Raw genomic sequence first — 17,797 nt, 5'->3', positions numbered from 1 at the left:
CACTTCTTCGGTGGATGGTTGCCCATCGCTCTCCTGCTACCTTCATCCGAACTAGTTTGGATTAGGAAGTCGGCATGTTAATCCAAAAAATGTGAGCTGTCTCGCACTTGGCCGCCCCCATTTATATTTTTTTAGTGACCACCAGAACCGCAGCAAGAATGTTAAATGTTAGTTAACTATCAACAAGTTAGGCGCTCACGGATCAAATGTGGCCCAAACGGGAAAAATGGCGGATAGAGAACAGTGATCCCTCTCGTTTCGCCAAGAAAATCTTGCCGACATATCCAATCAAAATGCTTGCACACAGAATCAATAAGCCGATAATCCGCTGCATAACCAAGCACTTTGCCATCAATTTATGCACTGTGTTCGGTTGGTCCCACCGGACCGCTCGCCTGACCCGGCCGTCGCCGGTTCAATCGCATATGGCTTGGGCATATCACGCCCCCTAAGGATGACCAAAAGAGAATGAACGAGACCCTGGTTGCAAAAGATGTGGTCGCACAAGATTACCGTCAGCTGGTTGAACAATTCGGCTCCCCCCTGCTGCTGCTCGACAAGGCAGCCGTCCGCAAACAGTATCGGGCCCTGGCCGCCGCCCTGCCCGATGTACGATTGCACTATGCACTCAAACCCCTGCCCCATGAGGCGGTGGTCTCTGTCTTGAAGGAAGAGGGGGCCTGTTTCGATCTGGCCACCAATGGCGAAGTGGATCTGGTGCGCAGTCAGGGGGTTCGCCCGGGGCGTTGCATTCATACCCATCCCATCAAGCGCGACAGCGATATCCGTTACGCGCTGGAGTTTGGCTGCACCGTGTTTGTCTATGACAACCCGCTGGAGCTGGAAAAGTTCATTCCCTACAAGGACGAAGTGAAACTGCTGCTGCGGGTCAGCTTCCCCAACCCCGAGACCAAGGTCGATCTCTCCAAGAAGTTCGGCTGCACTCCGGAGCAGGCGCTGCCGCTGTTGCAACTGGCCCACGCCAAGGGGATCAAGGTGATGGGGCTGTCGTTCCACGTCGGCTCGCAGGTACCTCATGCCCGTCGCCATGTACAGGCCATCGACGCCTGCCGCGAGATCATGGAGCAGGCCTGGGCGCTCGGGCTCAAGCCCTGGGTGCTGGATATCGGCGGCGGTTTCCCGGTCGACTATGAAGGGGGCGAGTTCGATATCGACGGCTTCTGCGCCCCGATCCGCGAAGCGCTGGCCAAGTTGCCCGCTACCGTGCAGAAGATTGCCGAACCGGGCCGCTTTATCAGCGCGCCGGCCATGACTTCGGTTTCAAGCGTGATGGGCAAGGCCCACCGTGGCGACAAGATCTGGTACTACCTGGATGACGGTCTCTACGGCAGCTACAACGGCCAGCTCTATGACCACGTCACCTATCCGGTGAGCACGCCTTATGCCAGTGGCGAGCAGCACAATTCGGTGCTCTCCGGCCCCACCTGCGACAGCGTGGATGTGATCCGTGATGGCATCATGCTGCCGGACCTGGCTATCGGCGAACTGGTGGTTGGCAAGGTGATGGGCGCCTACACTTGGGCCTCCGCCTCCACCTTCAACTTCTTCCCCAAGGCCAGCATCCTCATTCTGGACAGCAGCCAGAAGGGGCAGAAGCTGGTGGCAGTAGCCTGAGCACACCGCTCGCTCGCCAACAGGTTCACTGGGCAAGACAAGAGGGGGAAGCTTGCGCTTCCCCCTCTCTCATTTCACCAACCCCTATCAGATAAACTGACTGGTCAGCAGCCAGCCGGTGTAGGCGACGAAGCAGGTCAGCAGCACGCCCCCCTCCAACCGGTTGATGCGGCCCTGCCCCTTGCGGCCCAGACACATCACCAGCAGCAGCAGGGTCAGCCCCATCATGATGCTCCAGTCACGGGTGAGCACCTCCGGCGCCACATCGAGCGGGTGGATGCCCGCCGCAATCCCCACCACCGCCAGGGTGTTGAACAGGTTGGAGCCGAGCACGTTGCCAAGGGCCAGATCATGCTCGTTCTTGCGAATGGCGATCAGCGACGAGGCCAGCTCCGGCAGGGAGGTTCCCACCGCGACTATGGTGAGACCAATCACCAGATCGCTGATACCAAGTGCCTGAGCGATGGTCACCGCCCCCAGACCAGCAGACGGGAAGCACCAATCAGCAGCACCAGCCCGACCACCAGCCAGAAGATGGCACTCTTGAGGGACATCCCCTCGCTCTCGATATCCTCGGCGGTCTCGGTATCCAGCGCATCTCCCTTGCCATTCATGCCAGCCCAGATGGACCACCCCATCAGGGCAATGAAGACGGCCCCCAGAATGACCGCATCCATCCGGCCCAGATGACCATCAATCAGCAGGGCGCCGGAGAGCAGGGTAATACCGAGCAGGATCGGGATCTCCTTGCGCACTACCTGAGAGGCCACCGCGATAGGGCTGATCAGTGCCGTCAGACCCAGGATCAGCGCGATATTGGTGATGTTGGAGCCATAGGCATTGCCGAGCGCCAACCCGGGATTGCCCTGGGACGCCGCCAGCGCCGAGACCACCATCTCCGGGGCCGAGGTACCAAAACCGATGATCACCATGCCGATCAGCAGCGGCGGCATCCCCGCATAACGGGCGGTGGCAGCGGCACCGTCGACAAACTTGTCTGCACTCCAGACCAGCAGCGCCAGTCCGGCAATCAGGGCAACAAAAGCCAGGGTCATAGGATCTTCATCTCTTGTTATCTGCAACGAAGCGCCAGCCCAAACGGGCAGGCACCATGGGAAAGTGGCGCCAGTGTAGCTGTGCCACCTCCCATTTCAAGGGGAAATCAAACCGTGATTAACATTTCACAGTGCAGCCAGCAGGCTCGCGGCATCGGAGACCTCGAACTTGCCCGGCGCCTCCACAAACAGCTGCTCGACCACACCATCGTTGGCGATCAACGCAAAGCGCTGGGCACGGATGCCGCCAAAGGCGCCGGTATCCTTGGCCAGGCCCAGTGCCCGGGTCCAGCTGCCATCGCCATCTGCCAGCATGGTGATCGCCTCGGCATTCTGGGCCGTCTGCCAGGCACGCATCACGAAAGCGTCGTTGACCGACAGACAACAGATGGCATCCACCCCTTTGGCCATAAACTGATCGGCCAACACCACATAACCAGGCAGATGAGCATTGGAGCAGGTGGGAGTAAAGGCGCCGGGTACCGCAAACAGCACCACTTTTTTACCGGCGAACAGCGTCTGGCCATCCCGCAGCTGCTTGCCCTCGGCGGTGATAAAGGTAAATTCGCCCGCAGGCAGCGGTTGTCCTACAGCAATCATGATTTCTCGTCCTGAGTCGTGATGGGAAGTCGCCAGTTTATCCCAGAGTGACGAGGCCGCCTAACAGCGGCTCTGAGCCTGACCATGGATAGCTGCAGGCATTTTCCCCTTGGGCAGACTACTCTTGAGCTGGTTTCACGGCGCCAGGAGGCCCCATGCAACACTATTACGATGGTCTGGAAATTCGTCCCCCCGCCATGCGCGAACAGCAGCAACTGGACCAGCTCAATCATCAGCTTACCCATGTCAGTCAATATTGCGCCGGTTACTCCAGCGCCTATCGCCAGTGCCGCCTCGAGGATCTGGCAGAGCTGGCCACCCTGCCACTGCTCGACAGCAAAGAGCTCTTTGCCGCTCAGCAGGCTCATCCCCCCTTTGCCGGTCTCACCGGCCGTCCGGCCAGTCAGGCGCTGCGGGTCTTCTCCTGTCCGGGCCAGCTGGCCATCCCCGAATATGCGGGGGCAGACTGGTGGGGCGCCGCCCGGGCGCTGTTTGCCGCCGGTTTCAAGGCGGGGGAAGTGATGCTCAACGGCCACGACTATCACGCCGGCCCCACCGCCTTTATCTTCGATAACGGCGCCCGCCAACTGGGGGCTCCAGTGGTACCCTGCGGCCCCCACGATACCCAGCGCCAGCTGGAGGCACTACTGCGCTATCAACCCACCGGCTATGTAGGCCCGCTGGTGACCCTGCTCGACCTGCTGGAAGCGGCCGAAGCGGCGGAGATCCCGAGCGACTCGCTGCGCCGTGCCCTACTGTGCGAAGCCACCCATCCCGAAACGGCACCACTGCGCGCCATTCACGGCATTGCGGCCCTCAACTGTCTGGTGTGGCAGGATGTGGGGGTGGTGGCCTACGAGAGTCAGCCCGGTCAGGGCTTTATCGTCAACGAGAGCTGCATCGTCGAAATCATCGATCCCGCCAGCGGCAATCCCGTGAGTGGCGACGAGACCGGCCAGCTGGTGGTGACCCGGCTCGATCTGGAGTATCCATTGCTGCGGCTAGCCACCGACTGGCAAGGGCACTGGCTCGCCAAGCCGAGCGCTTGCGGGCGCACCAACCGACGCCTCAAGCTGGTGTAGCAGACCAACTAAATGCACAAAGGCAGACGGGCAGCCATCAGGCTGCCCGTCTTGTCTCTGGAGAAGAGGATATATGAAGTTGGTCAGCGCCTCGCCTGCCAGGTGGCGATGGCGAGCAGGGAGTCGGGGGTAAATTCGCTGGCACGCTCGGCGATCTCGGCCAGGCTCATCCAGTGCACCGCGCTCACCTCTTCGGCCTGCAACTGCAGCGGCCCCTGATAACGGCAACTGAAGAGGCCACCCCAGACCCGGTAGCCCTCCCCTTCCGCATAAAAGCTGCCAAAGCCCTGCAGGGGAACATCCATAATCCCCAGCTCTTCGGCCAGCTCGCGGCGGGCGGAGAGCTCCATCTCCTCACCGGTGGTGACCACGCCACCGGCGCAGGCATCCAGCATGCCGGGGCAGAAATCCTTGCTGAGGGTGCGCCGCTGCACCAGGATCCGATCCGCGTCGTCGAGCACCAGAATATAGCTGGCACGATGGCAGAGATTCTCCCGCCGCACCTTGGCTCGCTCGGCCACGCCAATCACCCGGTTATCCTCGTCCACCACATCAACCCATTCCACGCACAGGCCCTTTTATTTGTTCCATTCAAGCCCGCAGTATATCGGTGCGGTGGTTTGTCATGGCACAACTTTTTCGATGACGCCGTCAATTTGCCGAACTCACTGGCAAAATAAGGATTCATACAAATCTTTATAAACCGTCATATCAGTGTCATCGACCGACACCATAGTGTGCCCTGTCCAGGCAATCAGGGAACCGTGTGATGAAGGTATTCAAGCAGTTATCCCCACGGCAGATCGCTCGCTACATCAAGAGCTTTCATCGAGGCTATTTTGCCATCGAGTCGCTGGGGACATTTGAATTCAACGCGGGCAGGATCAGCCTCCATGGCCTGACCTGCCGCCAGCGGCTAAGACTGGCTCGCCAGATCAATCTGGCTGTCAGACAACTTGGTCACCGCGACCCCTTGCCGGACATGTGAGTCAAAGGGTCTTGCCCTACTGTCTGTTGTGCATCCATGCTTTGCCCGCCGGCTACTGGCCGCGCGGGCCGTTTTCGATATCGGTAATGATGCCGTTGCGCACCGTCACAAAGCGCATGAACTCGTTCTTGCCGAAGTTGTAGGTCCAGCGTTCACCATATTTGACCTGCACCATGTTGCCAAACTGGTTCTCCTCGTTGCGGTTGAGCTCTTCACGCAACATCGGCTCACCGCACTTAAGCAGCATCTCGGCGGTGGTGTCTCCCTCGGTGATCAGGGCGTTCTTGCAGCGCATGGCATCAGCACTGGCCGGAATGCTCAGCAGCAACAGGGCCAGCCCCGCTACTTTCTTCATCTTCTTGCTCATCGGGTTCTCCTTATCCTCTTTAATGAGTCGCAGTATGCCTGTTCCCGTTTCTGAAAAAACCAGTAAAAAGCGCAAAAGAGCCGCCCTTTTCTCCTTTCCAGCCCGCTGGTCGCGACAAATGCTGTCTATCACATAACCCAAAAACAAACGGCGACCCGAGGGTCGCCGTTTGCATCAAGCCAGCAGGATCACAGGATGTCCAGCAGCTCGACTTCAAATACCAGTGCAGAGTAGGGCGGGATGGAACCGGCACCACGGGCACCGTAGGCCAGATCGTGGGGGATGTAAAGCTTCCACTTGGAACCAACCGGCATCAGCTGCAGCGCTTCAACCCAGCCAGCGATCACGCCGGTCACCGGGAATTCAGCCGGCTGGCCGCGAGCGACGGAGCTGTCGAATACGCCACCGTGGGTGAAGGTACCGTGGTAGTGCACACGCACGGACTGACCGGCTACCGGAACGGCACCGTTGCCTTCTACCAGCACTTCGTACTGCAGACCGGAGTCGGTCACCTTCACTTCAGCGCGCTTGGCGTTATCAGCCATGAAGGCTTCGCCGTCAGCAGCGGCGGCCTTGGCGGCGGCTTCCTGCTCTTCTTGCATACGCGCAGTGATCACCTGGAAGGCATCATTGATATCGTCACGGCTGACCGCGAACTCCAGACCATTCAGAGCATCTGCCAGACCTTGTTGCAGGGCCGGGATATCCAGACCGGCGAAGGCTTGCTGCGCCAGCTGATCACCCATGTTGCGGCCGATGCCATAGCTGGCCTTCTGTTCGATAGAGTCGTATTGGGACATTGAGATGTTGCTCCAGATCCATGTAGTAAAGAGGCGGGATAATATCAGACTTTTGGCCGGGGTGCTGCCGGGGGCGCCCCTGATTTCCCCGTCAGTGGGAGGAACTTCACACAAGATGCGGATGAACGCCGCCCAACGGCGGCGATCTGCTTAACCGCGATCCAGCAAGGCTCTGACCGCAGCCACCTTGGCGCCATCGGTGATATTGACCCGACCATCATCCGAAGTGCCCATATTCACTCCGTGCGGCACCATGCCACCGCGCCAGCCCATGCCGGACATATGCACTTCGCTCACTCCGGTGAACTCGATGATGGTACGCACATTGTCGGCATTGACCCCGGCCCCCGGCATCAGGCTGGCACGCCCCGCCAGCGCCTGCTGCATCTCTTGCAGGGTTTCCAACCCAGCCAACGCGGTCGGCGCATGGCCCGAGCTCAGAATGCGTTCGCAACCGGCCGCGACTATGGTCTCCAGATCGAGGCGCCAGTCGGAGGAGAGGTCGATGGCGCGATGGAAGGTGACTCCCAACGGGCCTGCTGCATCCACCAGCTGTTTGAGCTTGGCGGCAGGCACCCGCCCCTCCTCATCCAGCAAACCGACCACCACCCCTTGCAAACCGGCAGAGCGTGCCGCCGCGATATCTTGCAGCATCATCTCGAACTCGCCGTCGTTGAAGCAAAAATCCCCGGCACGCGGGCGGATCATGGCATAAACCGGCACGGTGGCGTGGCGGGCTGCCTGCTGCATAAAACCGTAGGAGGGGGTCAGGCCGCCCAGACCCAGCGCAGAGCAGAGCTCGATGCGATCCGCCCCGGATTGCTGGGCAGTAAACAGGGATTCCAGGTTGTCGATACAGATTTCAAGACGGGTCATGAGGACTCCTTTTTCGGGGAGATCAGACCCCACATCTGATCTCATAGATTGAGCAAGGCTGCGCCACGCACACCACCTGCACCGCCGAAGCGGGCCTGGCGGATCTCGGGCAGGGCGACCCCGGGCAACAAGTGACCGGGCAGACGCAGCGGCAGCTGTTCATAGAGGGTGGGCAGGCCGCTCAGGCCGCCCCCCAATACCACTACCTCGGGATCAATTACCGAAATGGCGGCGGCAAGCCCGGCGGCCATGATCTCCAGCCAGCAGTCGACCGTCTCGACCGCATGGGGTTCATGGGCCTCGAAGCGCCCCACAATCTGGTGACCCGTGGCGCGCTGGCCATGGAAATGGTGATAGAGACGCTCCAGACCGGTGCCGGAGGCATAGGTTTCAAAACAGACCAGACGGCCGCAACCGCAACGGGGACGGGGCAACTCGGGGTACTTCATCAGCATGGTCGCGGGCAGTGGGTAATGACCAATCTCGCCAGCCAGCCAGTTGCGCCCCTGAATAAGCTTGCCCGCCAGATAGACGGCGCCGCCGATGCCGGTGCCGATGGTGACGCCGAGCGCACTGCCTGCGCCGTCGGCTGCCCCTTGATGCACTTCGGACCAGAGGAAGCAGTTGGCGTCGTTATCCACCTTGACCGGACGCTCCAGCAGCTCGGCCAGATCGGCGCCCAGATGGCGACCATTGATGGAGGGCAGATTGGCCGCCACTATGCTGTGATCCTGGCTGTTGATGACACCAGGGAAACCAATGCCGACCGAGCCCCGCGCGCCGAAGCGGGCATCCGCCTGCTCGACCCGGGAGCGGATCAGCTGCTGCAGCCCCTCATAATCATTGCCCGGGGTGCTCATGCGCTCCTCGTGGCAGAGGTTCAATGCACCGTCATAGACCGCAAAGGCGATCTTGGTGCCACCGATATCAAAGCCGTAATACATGCCAGCACTCCCTTGTCAGCCCGTGTTTATCCAACTCTGTCCAGGGGGGACATTGTATTAATTCGCAAAAAAAATAAAGTGACCGAAGGCGAAAAACGGGAGAGTGATCAGAGCAAACGGCTCATTTGTCGCTGCAGGCAGGGCTGCCCGAGGCTTATCAGGGTGCGCTCCTCGCCGTCAAAGACGAAGCCGCGGCGCAGGTAGAACCCCTCGCCGATGTGGTTGCCATCGAGCAGCCACAATTTGACGCTATGGCAACCGGCGCGGCGCATCTGCATCGCCACCGCCTGCCACAGCCGTTTGCCATAGCCTTGTCGCCAGTGGTCGGGATGGAGGTAAAAAGCGCGGATCAGGGCATGGCTCTGTCCCGCTTCCTGCTGTGGTTGCCAATAGAGCAGGCCAATCACCACCTCATCGAGACAAAGCAGCATGGGCCTTGGGCCCGGCTCGGCCAGACGGCTCTGCCAGATCTGCAGATGGGCGGTGACGTCCAGCTGCTCCAGCAGGTCGGCACCGAGCACCTGGCCATAGGCAGCGAGCCAGCTGGCTCGCTGCATCACCGTCATGGCGGCGGCATCGTCGCTGCGCGCCATGCGCAGGCTTATGCCTTGCATTGGGGCACCAGACCGTTGGCGCGGGCCTGCTCATAGAGCGGCAGCACTTGCGCCTGTTGCGCCTGCAACTCGGCGATCCGGTTCTCGTTACTCGGGTGGGTGGAGAGCAGTTGCGGCGGGGTGTTGCCACCGGCGGCGGCACTCATGTTTTGCCACAGGGGGATCGCCTCGGCCGGATTGAACCCGGCGCGCGCCATCAGCTCAAGCCCCAGCCGATCCGCTTCGCTCTCCTGAGTACGGCCATAGGGCAACATCACCCCCACCTCGACCCCGAGGCCAAGGGCGGCCATGGTGGCGCCGCGATACTCGCTGGTGCCCATGGCAATGTCCGCAGCCGCCAGACCGATCCCCGCCAGCTGGCTGCGCGAGAGTCGTTCGTTGGAGTGCTGGGCCAGTACGTGAGTCAGCTCGTGACCAATGACGGTCGCCAACTGATCCTGATTCTTGGCCACCTTGAGCAGGCCGCTGTAGACCCCGATCTTGCCGCCGGGCAGGGCGAAGGCGTTGACCTGTTTGGAGTCAAACACCACCACTTCCCAGTTGGTGATGCCATAGCTGGCCGGCACCTGGGCGGTCACCGCCTTGGCGACACAGGAGACATAGGCGTTGAGTTTGGCATCCTTGCTCACCTTCTCCTGCTTCTTCATCTGCTCGAAGGAGTCGGCGCCCAGCTGGTTCATCTGCTGGGGAGAGTAGAGCAGCATCTGGCTGCGGCCGGTCGGCGACTGGGCGCAGGCGACCAGCAGGGAACTACAGAGGGCTACCATGCCAAACTTGGTGAGGGACGCAATCATGAAGGGATCCTTTGCCATAACGTTGCCCTATTCTCGGAAATGCCGCCCTGCTAAGCAAGGGAGCCAGCCCCCGGCTGGCGGAAAAATATCCATCCAGCGCTATTAACAAAACTGACAGCCGACAAAAACAAAACGAGCCCGCTTGGGGCTCGTTTTATCAGGGCATGCTGACTGCAGGCAGTTACATGATACCCAGCTTTTTCAGGTCAGCCTGAACCACCTTGGCCGGTACCGGCACGTAGCCATCTTTGGCAACGATGTTCTGGCCTGCTTTGGAGAGCATCATCTTGACGAACTCTTGCTCCATCGGGGAGAGCGGCTTGTTCGGATGCTTGTTCACGTAAACGTACAGGAAGCGTGACAGCGGATACTTGCCGGTAATGGCGTTATCGGAGGTCGCTTCGATGAAGGTCTTGCCATCTTTGGAGAGCGGTACTGCACGCACGCCGGAGGTGACATAACCGATACCGGAGTAGCCGATGCCGTTCAGGGAGGCAGAAACAGACTGCACCACGGAGGCAGAACCCGGCTGCTCGTTCACGCCGCTCTTGAAGTCGCCGTTACACAGGGCGTGCTCCTTGAAGTAACCGTAGGTACCGGATACGGAGTTGCGACCGAACAGTTGCAGATCCTTGCTGGACCAGTTGCCGTCCAGACCCAGATCAGACCACTTGGTGGCAGCCTTGGCTTCGCCGCACTTGAGGGTGCTGGAGAAGATGGCGTCGATCTGCGGCATGGTCAGCCCCTTGATGGGGTTGTCCTTGTTGACGAACACCGCCAGGGCATCGACTGCAACGCGGATGGCAGTCGGCTTGTAGCCGTAACGCTTCTCGAATGCTTCCTCTTCACCGGCCTTCATGGCACGGCTCATCGGACCGAACTGGGCAACACCTTCGGTCAGGGCAGTCGGGGCGGTAGAAGAACCGGCGGCCTGGATCTGCACGTTGACGTTGGGGTACAAACGCTTAAATTCTTCGGCCCACAGGGTCATCATGTTGGCCAGGGTGTCCGAGCCGACAGAGGACAGGTTGCCCGAAATGCCGCTGGTCGGTGTGTAATCCGGCAGGTCTTTATCCACACCGGCAGCCAGGGCGCTGACAGAAAACAGGGTTGCTGCGGTGAATCCGATTACACCAGCCAGTTTGTTGAGTTTCATCCAATCTCTCCAAAGTTACAGAAGGTCCGTTCTTAAGACGGCGCCAGTATCTGACCTGGCAGTGACAAATTTATGGATTTAATGTGACACTTTAATGACATGGCGACAGATTTGAACAAATGAAAAGAGGGCCCGTTCAAAGGCCCTCTTTTTGCAGCTAACTCATTGCCATAAAAGACTATTTAATCACCACCATGCGGCTCGGGATAAGAAAGCTGAAGCGGCTGCCAAGGCCGACCCGGCTCTCGATATCGAGCTGGCAGTCATGATGACTGAGGGCATGCTTGACGATGGCAAGGCCCAAGCCTGAGCCGCCGGTGTGGCGCGAGCGGGCCTTGTCGACCCGATAGAACCGCTCGGTCAGCCGCGCCAGATGCTCGGGGGCAATCCCCTCCCCTTCATCGCTCACGGCAAACAGCGCCATCGCCCCCTGCTTGCGCCACTCCACGGTAATTTTTCGCCCCGCAGGGGTGTAGTGAATGGCGTTGTAGACCAGGTTGGAGACAGCACTGCGCAGCTGCTCCTGATCCCCGCGTACCAGAAGATTGGGCTGCACCACAAATTCGAGCTGGTGGGCCCGTTCGCCCGAGAGCGCTCGCGCCTCCTGCTCAAGCAGCCCCAGCATGGCAGGCATGTCCACCAGATGGGAGAGATCCACGGTCGGGGCCGCCTCAATACGGGAGAGGGTGAGCAGCTGATTGACCAGATTATCCATCCGGATGGTCTGCTCCATCATCACCCGATGCGCCTTGGCCCACATGGCGGGCGGGGGCGGCTCCTCGGTCATCTCCAGATAGCCCTTGAGCACGGTCAGCGGGGTGCGCAGCTCGTGGGAGACGTTGGAAACGAAGTGCTTGCGGGTCTTCTCGAGACTGCGCAAGCGGGTGACATCGCGCACCACCAGCATCGCCTGATCCGAGGCGTAGGGCATGATGCGAAACTCGAGAAACTTCTCCTCGTTGACCGGGGAGTGCATCTCGAGGGGCTCGTCATATGCCCCCTTGCCCAGATAGGCGTTAAAGGCAGGATTGCGAATGAGGTTGCCGATATGCTGGCCAGCATCCTCCGGCCAGCGAAAACCGAGCAGTTGCTCCGCCAGCCGGTTGCACCAGAGGATGCTGCCATCGGTGCGAAACACCACGGCGGCATCGGGCAGCGCCTCGGCCCCCTCCCGGAAGCGGCGGATCAGCCCCGCCAGCTCGCGGCGCCGGGCTCGGTGACGCTGCTGCAGCTTGTAGATACCGTTGAAGATGTACTCCCAGCTGCCACTGCCGCTGGGGGGCACCAGGCTGCGGTCGTGCCACAGCCAGTCAGAGAGCCGCTTCTGGAAGCGATAGTGCCAGCCCAGATGCAACACGGCCGCCACCAGCAGGCAGAGGGCAAGATGATCAATCAACCAGCCAACCAATGCGAAGGGGGCGTAGAAAAACGCCATTCGCCACAACTGTCGCCGCCAGGCGTAAGGTTGCAACATAACTGCCTCTAGAGACGGGTTGAGAAGCGGTATCCGGCTCCACGCACCGTCTGGATCAATCTGTCGTGCCCTGTCTCTTCAATCGCCTTGCGCAGGCGACGAATATGCACATCCACGGTTCTGTCCTCGACGTACACATTGGTACCCCAGACATTGTTGAGCAGCTGTTCACGGCTGTAGACCCGCTCGGGGTGAGTCATGAAGAAGTGAAGCAACTTGAATTCGGTCGGCCCCATGTCGAGCGCCTTCTCTTCGGCACTGACCCGGTGGGAGACAGGATCGAGTTTCAGCCCCTGCACCTCGATCACCTCGTCTACCGAGGTGGGCGACACGCGGCGCATCACCGCATGGAGGCGAGCGGTCAGCTCCTTGGGCGAGAACGGCTTGGTGATGTAGTCGTCGGCTCCGGCCTCCAGACCACGCACCTTGTCCTCCTCTTCACCGCGAGCGGTGAGCATCACCACCGGGATCTGGCGCGTCACCTCATCCTGCTTGAGCTGCTTGATAAACTGGATGCCACTGCCGCCCGGCATCATCCAGTCGAGCACGATGAGTTCGGGGTAGGGTTCGCGCACCTTCGCCAGTCCATCGGCGTAATCTTCCGCTTCAATCGTCTCATATCCCTTCTGCTCCAACACGAAGCAGAGCATTTCGCGGATCGGTGCTTCGTCCTCGACCACCAGAATTCGCTTAGCCATTCCCTTCTCTCTCCTCTGTGAAGATGGGTGCGCCAATTATTAGAATTTTCTGTGACACTTTTATGACTTTATGACAGGCGGGATGATAAACGTTTTCAGATTCAGTTGGCAGCAGTACGTTGCAACAAGTCCCACCGGTTGCCGCTGATATCCTCAAACACCACCACGATGCCATATGGTTCATCGCGGGGCTGTTCACAAAAATGAACACCGTACGCCTGCATGCGCTGGTAATCCCCCCAGAAATCAGTGGTCTCGAGGAACAGAAATACCCGGCCACCGCCCTGCTGGCCGATGGCGGCCTGCTGCTGCGCATTGGCCGCTTGTGCCAGCAGCAACGCGGAACCGGGGGTGCCTTTGGGGGCAACCCGTACCCAGCGCTTGCCCGGTTTGCCCGGTTCATCGAGCCGAGTGTCCTCCAAAAGCGCAAAGCCAAGACCCTCGGTAAAAAAGCGAATGGCCTGATCGTAATCAGCCACCAGCAGGGTCAGCGCCCCTATGTGTTGTGTCATAACTGCTTGCTCATGTTGAAAGCGATATTGGAATAAAGCACACGGCATCTCGACGCATCGCTGTCAGTGGCTCGCAACCCGGTTGCGACCCTGCGTCTTGGCTTGATAGAGCGCCTCGTCGGCACGTTTGAGCACCTGATCCGGCGACTCACCCGCCCGCTCGGCCACTCCGAACGAGGCGGTCACCCGTAACCCGGACGGCCAGTGGATATCAGCCTCCAGGGTGGCGCGCAGCCGCTCAGCCAGCGCACAGGCCCGTAGCTCATCGTAGTGAAGGCAGACCAGCACGAACTCCTCACCGCCCCAGCGCACCAAATGGCAGAGCGCATCACAATGGCGCAGGATCTCGCTGACCAGATGCTTGAGCACCTCATCACCCACCGGGTGACCGTGGATGTCGTTGATCTGTTTGAAGTGGTCAACGTCGATATAGATGAAGGAAAACGGCAGATCAGCGATATCGGCCAGCAGCCGCTCACCACCAAGCCGGTTGAAAGCACCGGTCAGCGGATCATAACAGGCCTCCTCACGAGTGCGGCGATTCTCTTCGCTCAGGGTACGGTTCAGCACCTCCACCTCAAGCTTGGCCTGATGAGCATGCAACAAACGCTGCTTCATGGCGAGGTGGTTTACCAGAAAGACCGCACAGCCATAGATGAACCAGACAAACAGGATCAACCGGTAGAAAAGGGTAGGCTCAAGCCAGTTGCCATGAAACTGCAGCTCCTCGATCACCACACCATACTCACCCGGCGACATATATGACCCCGCAGCAATCTCGATGGCGTAGACCCGGCTCAGATCAGGCCCCTGCAACTGTAACGGCACCTTATAGCGCTTGATCCACCAGGTTGCCGGAGTAAACACGTCGAGAGGCACCTCGTGGTCCTTGCCGTAATCGGCAGGGCGAAAGATGATTTCGTTGAATTTGGATTGCAACGGGTCATCCATCTTGTCGAAAAGCGGATTGTAGTTGCGCAGGTAGAAACGCCAATCCTGCTCCTCGCCCCCCGTCACGCTCAAGCGGATATGGAGAGTGTTAAATCGAGCAAGATTGATACCCTTTTCGCGCGCGGTCAGGGTGAGAACCAGACCACAGCTGGGATAACTCTCGGGGCTCGCAGTCAGTACACACTTTACGCCGGGATTACCATCGGCCGAGGGATGGTAACTCACCGCTCCCGGTGCAGCATCCACCGCCTTCAACACGTTTACCGAGAGCGGCCACTCCTTGATATCAAGCACCCGCTCGGGGCCAAACTCGAACAGCAGGATGGAGCAGCCAGTCAGCGCCAGCAAATACCAGAACAGCAACTCGGCAAAACGGGAACTGGAAGCGATCATGCTGACCCCATCGTATCAATAGGAATACCCGTGCAACTGGAACAGGCGGTGGCCTCGGATAGCACGCGATAACAAGCCACTATGATAACCCCATGAATCACAAGAAACATGCCACTTATCAAGGAGTTCACAGCTATCTGTCACGTTTTTCAAGCGCAGTGCCAACCCGCACTGTCGATTGCTGGCGATAACGCTGGGGGGAGCAGCCGAGCTCCCGGTTGAACATAGCGATAAAGGCCGAGGTGGAGCCGTAACCGAGCCGCCAGCTGATCTCCTGAATGGGCATGTCGCCCTTGAGCCAGGCCAGCGCCTTGAGCAGCCGCAACCGCGCCCGCCACTGACCGAAGCTCATCCCCAGCTCCCGCAGGCAGCGCCGCGCCAGGGTACGCTCTGTGGTGTGCAGTTGTCCGGCCCACTGAGCCAGAGTACGGGGATCGGCAGGATCGCTGTGTAACGCCGCCAGCATGGGAGCCAACAGCTTGTCCTGACTCATCGGCAGGTAGCTCTCCTGACAGCGGGTGCGCGCCAGTCGCTCCACCAGCAACTCGGCCTGACGCTGATCCCACTCATCCGCCATATGGCTCACCCGCCGTTCGCAAAAGTCGCTCAGCAGGGCGCGGATCAGCGGGGTGAGCAGCAGCAATCTGGGCTCTGGCGGCAGCTTGGCCGCCAGCTCGTGGCTGACGTAGATGGAGGTGTAGTCGAGGGTCTGCTCGTTGTAGGAGGTGTGCTCGAGATCCGCCGGCACCCAGATAAGATAGTCGGCAGGGGCCACCAGTCGCTGATCCCCCAGCTCTATCTCCATGATCCCCAGACTGATCATGTTGAGCTGGCCCCAGGGGTGGGAGTGCAGCACGGTCGCGCTGTCGGCCAGCATCTGCTGGTAACTGAAAAAGAGCGGATTGGGAGCGGGCAGAACGACATCTACCGGCTGAAACTGGTGAGTGGCCATTAGCGCCCCTTGTCAGCGAGAGATAGGAGCAGGCGTGATGCAACGCCCTGTTGGCTCGGTCTCCGGCACAGGCCAAAAGCAGCCATCAGTTGCGAGCAAACGCAGCCCGTGTGGGCCGGAATAAGGTACATCAGAAAGAGTTGTCTTTTCTGCTGGGTCATCTGTCTGTTTTACGCTACTTAATAATATAAAGACAAGGGTAGACTTGGCCCCCTGTTAATAAGGAGCCTCTGATGCGAATCTTTTCCCCTCTTCTCTTTCCGCTGATGGCGGTGCTGATCTGGGCTACCAATATCGTGGTTTCCAAGGCGGCTGCCAGCGTGCTCGACCCCGCGGCTATCTCCTTCTATCGCTGGGTGATTGCCGCCCTGGCGCTGACCCCTTTCTGCCTGCCCGCCCTTTGGCGGCGACGCAGTGAGGTTCGCCCCTGGCTCGGCAAGCTGCTGGTGCTGGCGGCGCTCGGTATGGTGCTCTATCAGTGTCTGGCCTACTACGCCGCCCACTGCACCTCGGCCACCAATATGGGGGTGATCGGCTCCCTCATTCCGCTGCTCACCCTGCTGCAAGGGGCGCTCTTCTTCGGCCAGCGTCCCGGCAAACAGGCACTGTTCGGCATGAGTCTCTCCCTGTTCGGGGTGCTCTGGCTGCTTGGCAAGGGCGAACCGCTTGCCCTGCTCCACAACGGCATCAACCCGGGGGATGGCATGATGTTGTTGGGCTCCGCCAGCTACGCCCTTTACGGCCTCTTGATCCGCCGCTGGCACCTGCCGTTTGGCCCCTGGCTAAACCTCTACATGCAGATCCTGCTGGCGGTACTGTTGCTGGTGCCACTCGCCCTCAGCGCCGACTCGATGGCAGTGCCGGCCGAAGGGTGGGGACTGGTGCTCTTCGCCGGGCTCGCCTCCTCCCTGCTGGCGGCTTACTGCTGGATGCGCGGCCTCGCCTGCATGGGGGCAGAGCGCACCTCGGTCTTTATGAACCTGATGCCGCTCTGTACGGCGCTGATCGCCGTCGTCGGCCTGGGCGAGCCAATCCACGGCTATCACCTGCTGGGTGGCGGGCTGATCCTGGGCGGGGTGATGGCCTCCCAGCTGAAGGGGCGTGTGCCGGTAGCCGAACGGGAAGCCGCCTGAGAACCAACATCGTCCGGAAACAACAAGGGAGCCCATGGCTCCCTTGTTGTTTCTGCAATACACGCCAGTGCGCATCTCAACCGGCCCGGCGCCAGCGGTAGCGCCGCTCCGGCCGCCCCCGCTGACCGTAGTTGAGATCTACATCCACCCGATCTTCCGACTCCAGATACTCCAGATAGCGGCGCGCCGTGGTGCGGCTGAGGGAGAGTCGCAGCGCCACCGTGTCGGTGGAGAAGACGTTCTCCGGCTCGCCCGCCAGCAGATCCAGCACCTGACGCAGGGTGATGCTGTCGATCCCCTTGGGAGTGACGCGCATCTCCTTGATCTGGGAGCGCCCCCCCTTGCCCAGCAACTTATCGAGATCTTCCTGCTCCAGCCGACCCCGCTCGCACAGACGGCTGTGCAGTTGCAGGATCTCGTCCAGACTCTGCTGGATGCGAAACAGCCGCAATGGTTTGATGACGTAGTCATGAACCCCCAGATTGAGGGCCTGCTGGATGGTCTCCACATCCCGCGAGGCGGTCACCATGATGACATAGGCTTCGCGGTTGTGGCTGCGCAGGCGGCTCACCCACTCAAGGCCGGAGCCATCGGGCAGGGAGACATCCACCAGCAGCAGTTGGGGCACCACACCGGCCATCATGGCATCGGCCTGGGCCAGGGTGCCGGCCCGCCCCAGCAGGGAGAAACCGGATGTCGCCGCCACCAGTTCTGACAAGATGGCACCGATCCGATCGTCATCTTCAATAACAAGCGTGATTATTGGGTCCATG

The 17,797-nt window shown here is 60.2% G+C and carries 19 protein-coding genes and 1 pseudogene; 4 read left to right on the top strand and 16 right to left on the bottom strand.

Features of this window, described 5'->3' with window-relative positions:
* Positions 1-468: 468 nt before the first annotated feature.
* Entirely contained in the window at positions 469-1,635 is a 1,167-nt protein-coding gene (locus ACTG1K_RS08840; protein ID WP_043818871.1) for a type III PLP-dependent enzyme, read from the top strand.
* Positions 1,636-1,722: 87 nt separating this feature from the next.
* Here the strand turns inward: ACTG1K_RS08840 and ACTG1K_RS08835 are convergent.
* Positions 1,723-2,690, bottom strand: a pseudogene (locus ACTG1K_RS08835) (calcium/sodium antiporter).
* A 126-nt stretch (positions 2,691-2,816) separates the two neighbouring features.
* Positions 2,817-3,290, bottom strand: a complete 474-nt coding sequence (locus tag ACTG1K_RS08830; protein ID WP_440005112.1) for a peroxiredoxin — start codon at positions 3,288-3,290, stop codon at positions 2,817-2,819.
* 155 nt (positions 3,291-3,445) lie between these two features.
* Between ACTG1K_RS08830 and ACTG1K_RS08825 the strand changes: the two genes are divergently transcribed.
* Entirely contained in the window at positions 3,446-4,372 is a 927-nt protein-coding gene (locus ACTG1K_RS08825; protein WP_058056707.1) for a phenylacetate--CoA ligase family protein, read from the top strand.
* A gap of 83 nt (positions 4,373-4,455) precedes the next feature.
* On the opposite strand, the gene yfcD is transcribed toward ACTG1K_RS08825, so the two are convergent.
* Positions 4,456-4,938, bottom strand: coding sequence for an NUDIX hydrolase YfcD (gene yfcD / locus ACTG1K_RS08820; RefSeq protein ID WP_236368015.1), 483 nt, complete (start codon positions 4,936-4,938; stop codon positions 4,456-4,458).
* Between the two features lie 203 nt (positions 4,939-5,141).
* Between yfcD and ACTG1K_RS08815 the strand changes: the two genes are divergently transcribed.
* Complete coding sequence (locus tag ACTG1K_RS08815) at positions 5,142-5,360, top strand: DUF1107 family protein (RefSeq protein WP_005338403.1); 219 nt, start codon at positions 5,142-5,144, stop codon at positions 5,358-5,360.
* 52 nt (positions 5,361-5,412) lie between these two features.
* Here the strand turns inward: ACTG1K_RS08815 and ACTG1K_RS08810 are convergent, their stop codons facing one another.
* From ACTG1K_RS08810 to ACTG1K_RS08755, 12 genes are all read right to left on the bottom strand, one after another.
* On the bottom strand, positions 5,413-5,727 hold the full coding sequence (locus ACTG1K_RS08810) for a DUF2845 domain-containing protein (protein ID WP_005338404.1): 315 nt from the start codon (positions 5,725-5,727) through the stop codon (positions 5,413-5,415).
* A 188-nt stretch (positions 5,728-5,915) separates the two neighbouring features.
* Positions 5,916-6,527: an FKBP-type peptidyl-prolyl cis-trans isomerase gene (locus tag ACTG1K_RS08805; RefSeq protein ID WP_440005111.1), complete on the bottom strand. Its 612-nt coding sequence runs from the start codon at positions 6,525-6,527 to the stop codon at positions 5,916-5,918.
* A 150-nt stretch (positions 6,528-6,677) separates the two neighbouring features.
* On the bottom strand, positions 6,678-7,403 hold the full coding sequence (locus ACTG1K_RS08800) for a copper homeostasis protein CutC (protein WP_088869895.1): 726 nt from the start codon (positions 7,401-7,403) through the stop codon (positions 6,678-6,680).
* Positions 7,404-7,444: 41 nt separating this feature from the next.
* Positions 7,445-8,347 carry an ROK family protein gene (locus tag ACTG1K_RS08795; RefSeq protein ID WP_440005110.1) on the bottom strand — a complete coding sequence of 301 codons (903 nt, stop codon included), beginning with the start codon at positions 8,345-8,347 and terminating at the stop codon, positions 7,445-7,447.
* 107 nt (positions 8,348-8,454) lie between these two features.
* A complete protein-coding gene (locus ACTG1K_RS08790; RefSeq protein ID WP_005338408.1) occupies positions 8,455-8,961 on the bottom strand; it encodes a GNAT family N-acetyltransferase in 507 nt (168 codons plus the stop codon).
* On the bottom strand, positions 8,949-9,755 hold the full coding sequence (locus ACTG1K_RS08785) for a M48 family metallopeptidase (protein ID WP_005338409.1): 807 nt from the start codon (positions 9,753-9,755) through the stop codon (positions 8,949-8,951). Before ACTG1K_RS08785 ends, ACTG1K_RS08790 begins: the two co-directional genes overlap by 13 nt.
* Before the next feature lie 181 nt (positions 9,756-9,936).
* Positions 9,937-10,911 (bottom strand): PstS family phosphate ABC transporter substrate-binding protein, encoded by a 975-nt coding sequence (locus ACTG1K_RS08780; RefSeq protein WP_005338411.1) that lies wholly within the window; start codon positions 10,909-10,911, stop codon positions 9,937-9,939.
* A gap of 178 nt (positions 10,912-11,089) precedes the next feature.
* Positions 11,090-12,385, bottom strand: coding sequence for a phosphate regulon sensor histidine kinase PhoR (gene phoR, locus ACTG1K_RS08775; protein ID WP_100646531.1), 1,296 nt, complete (start codon positions 12,383-12,385; stop codon positions 11,090-11,092).
* An 8-nt stretch (positions 12,386-12,393) separates the two neighbouring features.
* Positions 12,394-13,083, bottom strand: a complete 690-nt coding sequence (phoB, locus tag ACTG1K_RS08770; RefSeq protein WP_005338414.1) for a phosphate regulon transcriptional regulator PhoB — start codon at positions 13,081-13,083, stop codon at positions 12,394-12,396.
* A 101-nt stretch (positions 13,084-13,184) separates the two neighbouring features.
* Positions 13,185-13,595, bottom strand: coding sequence for a VOC family protein (locus ACTG1K_RS08765; RefSeq protein WP_440005109.1), 411 nt, complete (start codon positions 13,593-13,595; stop codon positions 13,185-13,187).
* A gap of 63 nt (positions 13,596-13,658) precedes the next feature.
* The gene (locus tag ACTG1K_RS08760) at positions 13,659-14,939 is read right to left on the bottom strand and encodes a GGDEF domain-containing protein (RefSeq protein ID WP_440005108.1); all 1,281 of its coding nucleotides are present in this window, start codon (positions 14,937-14,939) and stop codon (positions 13,659-13,661) included.
* Positions 14,940-15,072: 133 nt separating this feature from the next.
* On the bottom strand, positions 15,073-15,891 hold the full coding sequence (locus ACTG1K_RS08755; RefSeq protein ID WP_440005107.1) for an AraC family transcriptional regulator: 819 nt from the start codon (positions 15,889-15,891) through the stop codon (positions 15,073-15,075).
* A gap of 233 nt (positions 15,892-16,124) precedes the next feature.
* Between ACTG1K_RS08755 and ACTG1K_RS08750 the strand changes: the two genes are divergently transcribed.
* Entirely contained in the window at positions 16,125-17,024 is a 900-nt protein-coding gene (locus ACTG1K_RS08750) for a DMT family transporter (RefSeq protein ID WP_440005106.1), read from the top strand.
* Between the two features lie 76 nt (positions 17,025-17,100).
* Here ACTG1K_RS08750 and ACTG1K_RS08745 read toward each other — a convergent pair whose 3' ends face one another.
* The gene (locus ACTG1K_RS08745) at positions 17,101-17,796 is read right to left on the bottom strand and encodes a response regulator (RefSeq protein WP_111805413.1); all 696 of its coding nucleotides are present in this window, start codon (positions 17,794-17,796) and stop codon (positions 17,101-17,103) included.
* Position 17,797 lies beyond the last annotated feature (1 nt).

It is taken from the genome of Aeromonas sp. 102P (genome assembly GCF_051920345.1).
Lineage (GTDB): Bacteria > Pseudomonadota > Gammaproteobacteria > Enterobacterales > Aeromonadaceae > Aeromonas > Aeromonas veronii.
This window is presented reverse-complemented; position numbering and strand designations above follow the sequence as displayed.

Excerpts from the sequence above, each read along its gene's own strand:
- ACTG1K_RS08840 (WP_043818871.1), top strand. The coding sequence starts at position 469 with ATGAACGAGACCCTGGTTGCAAAAGATGTGGTCGCACAAGATTACCGT.
- ACTG1K_RS08830 (WP_440005112.1), bottom strand. The coding sequence starts at position 3,290 with ATGATTGCTGTAGGACAACCGCTGCCTGCGGGCGAATTTACCTTTATC.
- ACTG1K_RS08825 (WP_058056707.1), top strand. The coding sequence starts at position 3,446 with ATGCAACACTATTACGATGGTCTGGAAATTCGTCCCCCCGCCATGCGC.
- ACTG1K_RS08815 (WP_005338403.1), top strand. The coding sequence starts at position 5,142 with ATGAAGGTATTCAAGCAGTTATCCCCACGGCAGATCGCTCGCTACATC.
- ACTG1K_RS08810 (WP_005338404.1), bottom strand. The coding sequence starts at position 5,727 with ATGAGCAAGAAGATGAAGAAAGTAGCGGGGCTGGCCCTGTTGCTGCTG.
- ACTG1K_RS08805 (WP_440005111.1), bottom strand. The coding sequence starts at position 6,527 with ATGTCCCAATACGACTCTATCGAACAGAAGGCCAGCTATGGCATCGGC.
- ACTG1K_RS08800 (WP_088869895.1), bottom strand. The coding sequence starts at position 7,403 with ATGACCCGTCTTGAAATCTGTATCGACAACCTGGAATCCCTGTTTACT.
- ACTG1K_RS08795 (WP_440005110.1), bottom strand. The coding sequence starts at position 8,347 with ATGTATTACGGCTTTGATATCGGTGGCACCAAGATCGCCTTTGCGGTC.
- ACTG1K_RS08790 (WP_005338408.1), bottom strand. The coding sequence starts at position 8,961 with ATGCAAGGCATAAGCCTGCGCATGGCGCGCAGCGACGATGCCGCCGCC.
- ACTG1K_RS08785 (WP_005338409.1), bottom strand. The coding sequence starts at position 9,755 with ATGATTGCGTCCCTCACCAAGTTTGGCATGGTAGCCCTCTGTAGTTCC.
- ACTG1K_RS08780 (WP_005338411.1), bottom strand. The coding sequence starts at position 10,911 with ATGAAACTCAACAAACTGGCTGGTGTAATCGGATTCACCGCAGCAACC.
- phoR (WP_100646531.1), bottom strand. The coding sequence starts at position 12,385 with ATGTTGCAACCTTACGCCTGGCGGCGACAGTTGTGGCGAATGGCGTTT.
- phoB (WP_005338414.1), bottom strand. The coding sequence starts at position 13,083 with ATGGCTAAGCGAATTCTGGTGGTCGAGGACGAAGCACCGATCCGCGAA.
- ACTG1K_RS08765 (WP_440005109.1), bottom strand. The coding sequence starts at position 13,595 with ATGACACAACACATAGGGGCGCTGACCCTGCTGGTGGCTGATTACGAT.
- ACTG1K_RS08760 (WP_440005108.1), bottom strand. The coding sequence starts at position 14,939 with ATGATCGCTTCCAGTTCCCGTTTTGCCGAGTTGCTGTTCTGGTATTTG.
- ACTG1K_RS08755 (WP_440005107.1), bottom strand. The coding sequence starts at position 15,891 with ATGGCCACTCACCAGTTTCAGCCGGTAGATGTCGTTCTGCCCGCTCCC.
- ACTG1K_RS08750 (WP_440005106.1), top strand. The coding sequence starts at position 16,125 with ATGCGAATCTTTTCCCCTCTTCTCTTTCCGCTGATGGCGGTGCTGATC.
- ACTG1K_RS08745 (WP_111805413.1), bottom strand. The coding sequence starts at position 17,796 with ATGGACCCAATAATCACGCTTGTTATTGAAGATGACGATCGGATCGGT.